Source organism: Microcoleus sp. B13-B6, from assembly GCF_036705405.1.
GTDB lineage: Bacteria > Cyanobacteriota > Cyanobacteriia > Cyanobacteriales > Microcoleaceae > Microcoleus.
In genome coordinates, this window is the sequence record NZ_JAUBUJ010000065.1 from 42,473 (window position 1) to 49,581 (window position 7,109).

5 protein-coding genes are annotated in these 7,109 nt (G+C 47.1%); all 5 read right to left on the bottom strand.

Features of this window, described 5'->3' with window-relative positions; translation table 11 throughout:
• Positions 1-86: 86 nt before the first annotated feature.
• Positions 87-2,159, bottom strand: coding sequence for an ATP-binding cassette domain-containing protein (locus tag QUB35_RS24855; protein WP_333144343.1), 2,073 nt, complete (start codon positions 2,157-2,159; stop codon positions 87-89).
• On the bottom strand, positions 2,160-2,951 hold the full coding sequence (locus QUB35_RS24860; protein WP_333144344.1) for an ABC transporter permease: 792 nt from the start codon (positions 2,949-2,951) through the stop codon (positions 2,160-2,162).
• Positions 2,948-3,208, bottom strand: coding sequence for a hypothetical protein (locus QUB35_RS24865; protein ID WP_333107368.1), 261 nt, complete (start codon positions 3,206-3,208; stop codon positions 2,948-2,950). The genes QUB35_RS24860 and QUB35_RS24865 overlap by 4 nt, the downstream gene beginning before the upstream one ends.
• 30 nt (positions 3,209-3,238) lie before the next feature.
• Entirely contained in the window at positions 3,239-4,657 is a 1,419-nt protein-coding gene (locus QUB35_RS24870) for a glycosyltransferase (protein ID WP_333144345.1), read from the bottom strand.
• A 389-nt stretch (positions 4,658-5,046) separates the two neighbouring features.
• Entirely contained in the window at positions 5,047-6,276 is a 1,230-nt protein-coding gene (locus tag QUB35_RS24875; protein ID WP_333144346.1) for a glycosyltransferase, read from the bottom strand.
• Positions 6,277-7,109 lie beyond the last annotated feature (833 nt).

Consider the following 7,109-nt stretch of genomic DNA (forward strand, 5'->3'; position numbering starts at 1 on the left):
AGAGAGCGCAGAGGGCACAGAGGAAGAGAAGAAAGAGGTATGATTCATGTTCCTATCGGGGAACTCTGCAGTTAAAAACTTTTTTCCTAAGTCCAACTAAAATCCTCATGCAACAAATCCGAAAGTTCCTGATTGTAAGGTTGGAAATAATTAGTCAATTTTTGTGCGATTTCCGGGGGCATTGGGCTGTATTCATCGACATGATTAATTTCATATTCTTTACTTGGAGTCTCATTAATATCCAGAAATTTCAATACTTCCGAAAAGACTTTGCCTGTATGTGCGTAAAAATCTTCGCTCTTGATAATTAGCAACTGTTCCCTCGGAAAATAGTCGAGCCAATTTTTGATTTGTTCTACATAAATTCCCCGCGACAAATAGGAATAATGCTGGTGATTAAAACTGTAATAATTTTCATCTGCTTTGATTTTTTCAATCTCACCTTTGAGTCTATCAGGTTCAGAAGCGATCGCCTTTTCAAAATCCAACTTTTCGCAGCCACTCGCCACTTCTAAATGATAGTGCATCCACGCTCGTTTTACCGGGTTTCGCAGCATTACAATCAGCTTAACATCCGGGAAACACTTGTAAACTCGCTCCGCCACCAAAGGATGATAAATATAGTAAGAAGTCATCTCCCACAGCAGCACTTTGTCACTCGCTACACTCCGCGTCAACTGCTTGCTGTACCACTCAACACCACGCTCAAAATTTAATTCAAAAAAGTGAATATCCCGGGAACCTTCTTTGATAATTTGCAAGTGATTTGCGAGATAGCCGTATAAAGATTCCGTGCCGCAGTTTTGAGCACCTATCATTAAAAAGTCAGGTTTTTGCTTGTTTTCCAACTGAGTCAAAATCTTGGCGTAGGCGGGATTATTCTTATCCAAATCGTAAGTTGCAGTGGCTGGTTCGGCCACATCCAAAAGTGGCATTTTGCCCTCAAATTCCCAGCGGTACGGCGGACAAAGAATCGTTTTTTGGTTTACAGTCGATCGCACGTACAGCGGATAAACCTGCCACTGATAATCGTAGGCGTAAGCCAAAGTTTCCTCGTAAACCCCAGCATTCACGTAATACTGACCGTTTCCTAAATCCAGCCTATCTATTTGCAGCCGGATTTTGCCTTTCCCTTTCACCAGCGGCAGCAGTCTGCCCATTTGATTAGTATTAGTCTCAAAACAACTTTGACCATCATCCCTGCTGATTGTCACGGCAAAAATAGCAGCCGAAATTTCCTGAGACACCGAATAATGAATTTCAATGCTAATAGCATCACCACTATCTATTTCCGTATTTGGCGACACTTTGACATCGGTAATTTCTACTTCCATAGTACCGAAGCGATTCTGATTACCTCGCAGTGGCGAACCGCTACTTGTAGCTTCAGCAGCACGCAGGGTAGTGCTATTTTCTGTGGACGATCGCATTTCTGACAAATACTGCCCGACTACCACTTCCGGTTCCCCGTAAGCGACGATTTCACCGGATTTCAGCCACAAAGCCCGATCGCACATTTTCTGAATTTGCGACGCAGTGTGAGAAATCAAAACAATCGCACATCCTTGATTCTTAAACTCAGTTATCTTATTCAAACATTTAGTTTGAAAAGCCACATCACCAACCGACAAATGTTCATCAACTAACAGCACTTCGGGATCGGTATGCACCGCCACCGAAAAAGCCAGCCGCATTTTCATCCCCGTACTGTAAGTCCGCGTCGGGCTGTCAATAAACTGTTTTAACTCTGCAAATTCCACAATATCGTCAAACCTGCGCGCCACTTCCCGGCGAGTCAAACCGGCCACCACCGCACCGACAAACACGTTTTCTCTGCCCGTTAGATCCGAGTGAAAACTCGCACCCAAATCCAACAAGCCGCCAATTCTGCCGTTAACTTTAATAGAGCCTTCCTCAGCCCTGCAAATACCGCCGATAAGTTGCAGCAGCGTTGATTTTCCCGCGCCATTCTTGCCAAGAATTCCCAGCATTTCGCCAGGAGAAACAGTAAAATTTATATTCCGCAGCGCCCAAAAACTCGCCTCCGGCTTCAGCTTCCACCAACCGGACAAAGCGGCTTCCATAATCGTATGAGGTTTCGCGGTAGAGTAGCGGTTAAAACGCTTCCCCAAACCTTTGACAATAATTGCTTCACGCATTTACACTTCCTCCACAAAATGAGCGCTTTGCCGTCTAAAAATTCCCAGTCCGATGGGTAAAAGAGCCGCCACAGCCAAGCTCAAAATTAACAGAGCAGACCAATCCGGCTGCATACCTTTAAGAAGTATGGCGCGGTAAGCTTCAATCAGGGGCACCATTGGATTTAAGTAATAAAAAATCTTAAATTTTTCGGGGACGCTGCTGATGTCGTAGAAAATCGGAGTCAGGTAAAACAGCATCTGCAAAACTACTCCCAAAGTGTGCTGAGTGTCGCGGAAAGTGACATTCAAAGCGGCAAGGGGATAAGCAAAACTAACTGTCAGGAAAAACTGAATAATCATCAGCAGCGGCAACAACAAGAGCACTGCATTCAGAGGAGCGCCATCAATTGCCAGAAAGATAAGTAACACCGGCAATGCTAAGAAAAAGTGAATGAGCCCCGTCGTCGTCGTGACTACCGGCAAAATTGCCGACGGGAAATTTGGCTGCCTGATTAGTGGCTTATGATTGGTAATTAATGCCGTTGATTTAAATAATACCGTTTGAGACCAATTCCAGATTAACAAGCCGCTAAAAGCAAAGGAAGAAAATTTGGGAATATTAAGGGGTACGACAGAGCGAAACAAAAAGGAAAATACAGCCAACTGTAACAGCGGACTGATTAAAGTCCAAGCAATCCCCAAGGTCGATCGCTTGTAAAGTAATTTCATCTCGCGATCGACCAACACCCGCAGCAAATCGAACCACTGAGCCATTTTGCGCCGATAAACCAGCGTTCCAGCATTTCTCACCGCACACCTCCGGCAGCTACCAGCGGTTCAACCCCAAAAAGAGCAGCCAAACGCTGGGCTTGCAAGTACCCTTCCCGGTAAGCAAAAGGACTTTGCAGAGAGCCCAGCAACTCTCTCACAACGTCAAAATTGCCCACAGCCTGGAAAACTTGGCGGCCCAAAGCCAGATTCCCAATGCGAACTCCTTTGTATTTTTCTAGTTTCCAAACCGGATTAATCTGTTCGGTCAACTCAATTTTGATCACTTTTATTGCCATAAGTTGCTCCTCAAAATAGTGCAGCGGGAACTAGAGAGAAAAGTTCTGAGTTTTGAGTTGGGAGTTTTGAGTTGCAATTTCCCAATTTTCTAATTTTCCAACTTTTGAGGTTGGAGTTTGGAGTTTAAAGTCCCCGACATATTTATTAATTGCTAATTCGTAATTTTTCAAAGCAACTAAAGGCTGTTCTTCGATCGTTTCACCAGTGCGGGGCATACTGTTAACCGCGATCGCCCCAGCCAGGGGTTGGGCAAAGTCAAGCGCCAGAATCGATCGTAAGTGAGCGCCCCGCAGCGGTTCCGCACCCGCTTGCGGAACAATGTGACCGACTGTCAGTTGACCGTAATACAGGTAAACCCCAGTCGGTCGTTCCGCGTCGAGCAGGCTTTCAGCAGCTTCCCAACCTTGCTGCAAATCGATGTTAATTTCATGTCCGCCCAAATCGCCGCTGGCCGGGCCTCCTTGTATAAAACTAGAAATTGCCGATCGACTTTTCAACTCATCGATGACACCCCTCAAATACCAATAACCGCGCAATTTTTTCCACAACCACCGCCAAGTTCCCCGCATCCGCAAGCTTTCGAGTAAATCAAGAGATTTCCTCAGTCCCAGGGCCAGGCAATCCACAGCAGCCGGCCAGAAAAACGTGATCGCCACCAGAATTTTATCTACCACCGAGTAAGCACTTTCGTAGCCTGCTACCTGCAGTGTCCGTCTAAGTTCCGGGTGTCGGTGGCCCATCAAAACATCAGATCGCCCTTCCTGACGGGATCGGCGGAAATAGCGATCGAGATTGTTAGTTTCGTGTTCGTAATGATAGCCCACGGCTTCAGCAGCCACAACAAAAGGTACATCAGCTTTCAGCAAACGCACCCCAAACTCGTAATCTTCCCCGCCGCAGTTCCCGAAGGCCGAATCAAAGCCATCGAGACGAGCAAACAGTTCTGCATCCAGAGAAAGGTTGCCACTGAGCAAATCTTTATAAATAAATCGGTGAGCCGGCTGGCTCATGTGATAAAACTTGTCTGCCCACCACGATCGCACTTGCACATGAAACAACCTAGTCGCTCCCTGCAACTTAGGCGGATAGGGCCCCATGACAGCCGAGCCCGGACGCAAAGAGTGAACCCGCGCGTGGCTTTCCACCAAAGGCGGCAGCGCTTCGATATCGTCGTCGAGAAACAGCAGCAATTTCCCGGTAGCCGAAGCCGATCCCGTATTGCGGGCGATGGCAGCACTCCGGCAATTTACCTCGATCGTCTGCAGTTTAAACGGAGCTTTGTAGTCTTGTAGCATTGCCAAAGTATCGTCAATGCAGCTATCTGCCACTACAATAACTTCCATTAGGTCGATCGGATAAGTCTGCAAGTGCAAAGCATCCAAAGCCCGTCGCAGCGAAGAACTTCGGTTGTGGCTAGGAATAATTATGCTAACTGTTAGATTTTCCATATTTACATGACAACAATTAACTTCATCTGCATTTCATCTGCATTTCATCTGCGGTTAAAAATAATCTAAAAATCCCTATTCATCAAAATTCCTCGGGTCTGAAACCCCGTCCTTACAGGACGGCTTTACATTTAATTTGAATTCCCTTGCGGGGTAGGGGGGTATGGTTGCCCCCCCGTGAGGATATGGGGGTCCTCAATCTCCCATTTCTGGGGTAAAGTTAGCTTTGCCAATGTTTAGTGAGCTTGCGCGGGCTAGCAGCACTGTAAAGCGTGACCTTAGAACTGTTTAACCACTAGCGACAGAGCAGGGAACTAGCTTCGCATTCTCCCGGTGTCGTGACTCAAAAAACGTAGTCAGTTAAGACTTAGGCTGGTCAAGATGGCTTGTTAGATTTCTCTTTCAAGCCTCATGCCTTTAGGCTGAGGTTCTTGACTGCTCCCCTTAATTTCTTGCAACCACTTGCGAGACACAAAATAAGCCCCCGGGCCGCTGACACAGCCCCGCAGTTGAGCCAAAAGCAAATCACTAGGGATAGAATCCGCTTGCTTTCGCAAAGAAGCAATTAGTTCAGGAATTTGTTTGTACAACAGCCATGACAAGGCTAACACAGGCACACTGAATTCTCTGTTGATTACAAACAGCCGGGTCCAGAAAGCATAGACTGCGATGCCGTAGCCCTGGAGCGTTTTTCGCAATTCTTCCCAAGTGCGCCGATGGCGGTGCCAGCTCAATGCTCTCGGCTCGTACACAATGCAGTAGCCCGCGCGCAAAATGCGGGCAAAAAGTTCACTGTCTTCGCCACCCACCGTGGGTGTCCCCGCCCCCAAAGCTTCGTCAAACAGGCCAATGTAGTCGATCGAACTTTTCCGCAAAGCCATACTCGCCGAAACTCCCACAAGATGCACAATCAGAGGGTTGCAGTGCGCCCCATCAAAAATTCGGCGCTCAAATCCCCGCCCGTGGGGGCTGTAGCGCTCGAACCATTCTTGCGCTTCGGTTTCCAGTTCCAATGGCATCACCAGCCCCGTGACGCACATAACTCGCGGATCGCTAAAATTTCCCAAGAGCGATCGCAGCCAGTTCGGATCGGGGGCCGCATCATCATCTGTAAAGGCTACGAATTCATGTTTAGCTTCGCGTAAAGCTCTGTTACGGGCAGCGCTGGAGCCTGGTACGTCTTCGCGCACATAGCGGACTTGTGGGTAATTTTTGACCAGTTCCTTGGTAGCGTCCGTGGCGGGACAATTGTCAATTACTAAGTATTCCTGACCCTCGTCGGGGAGCTGCATCAGCGCGTCCAGACAGCGCCGCAAATCTTCCGGGCGATCGCGCGTGCAAACCGCTACTGTGGCGATCGGCAGTGCCTGCACAGGCCCGCGTTCGTCCCATTCTAGAGTGTCGTAGAGCCAATTTTTCCACAAGTTGTCCCCCGCAGCCTTCATCAGTGTTTCCCGTAATTCGTCACCGCCAAGGCGGCCTCCGACTACGGGCAAAAGAGCTTGGCCGATCGGTTTTCCGTGCAGTCGAATTAAAACCAAGGCTTTGCTGTAACGCTCCTCAACCGTAATTTCTGGCGAGAGTTGGGAGATTTCCAGATCGAGAATAGCTGTTGCCATTTTAGCTTTTTGAATTTTTATTTTAGATTGCGAAAAAATCCTAGATTCTCCGTATATTACCGGATGTATTTTAGCAGAAATTGTTTTAGGAAATAGGAACTTCTCAATCCCCTACTTGCCGATCGCCGATTGCAAATCAAACATAAAGCCTCATTGTTTTTATTGCTTTTATTTATTTTTACTTTCTATTATACGCTGATGTCAAGTTTTTTCTCCACACAACTTTTACCACCGGCAACGCTCCCTCCTTGATGCTTGTGTCAATTGCAGGTGTTATTGGCAGCCAACCGCCACCAAGCCTCGCCATTAATACCGAATCTAAAAACCCGATTTTTTGATCAAACCGGGTTTGTGCGATCGCTCCTCATTTCAGCTTTAATTGCGATCGGATACTATTCAAGGGCAATAAGCTGTTGTGCATTTAAATTGTATATTTCGAGTCCCGATCAAAAATCGCCAAATCCTCTCCCCCGATCCCCATCGGACCTTCTCCCTCTCTAATACCATAGGCAATCTAGATGCAACACAGCTTATACCAAACAATTAAACACTCTCCAAGTTCAAACTTTCGCGGTTTAACCGCGCACGGATTAGCTGAAAAGAACTCCAAAACTCCACCCTAAATAAGGCCCAGCAATGAGAAAAAAACAGGAGATTACAGGCCGGTTGGAGACTGATCGAGCTGAGATTACTTCTGGCAAGCTAGTGGTATTTTTATAAAATGAATATCATCTATAGCAATCCTCGCATCATTTGTGAATTTCTTACTCCCTCCCCGCGGGTTCGGGGAGGGCTGGGGTGGGGTAAAAAATTTACGACTCCTGCAAGGATTG

Excerpts from the sequence above, each read along its gene's own strand:
- QUB35_RS24855 (WP_333144343.1), bottom strand. The coding sequence starts at position 2,159 with ATGCGTGAAGCAATTATTGTCAAAGGTTTGGGGAAGCGTTTTAACCGC.
- QUB35_RS24875 (WP_333144346.1), bottom strand. The coding sequence starts at position 6,276 with ATGGCAACAGCTATTCTCGATCTGGAAATCTCCCAACTCTCGCCAGAA.
- QUB35_RS24870 (WP_333144345.1), bottom strand. The coding sequence starts at position 4,657 with ATGGAAAATCTAACAGTTAGCATAATTATTCCTAGCCACAACCGAAGT.
- QUB35_RS24865 (WP_333107368.1), bottom strand. The coding sequence starts at position 3,208 with ATGGCAATAAAAGTGATCAAAATTGAGTTGACCGAACAGATTAATCCG.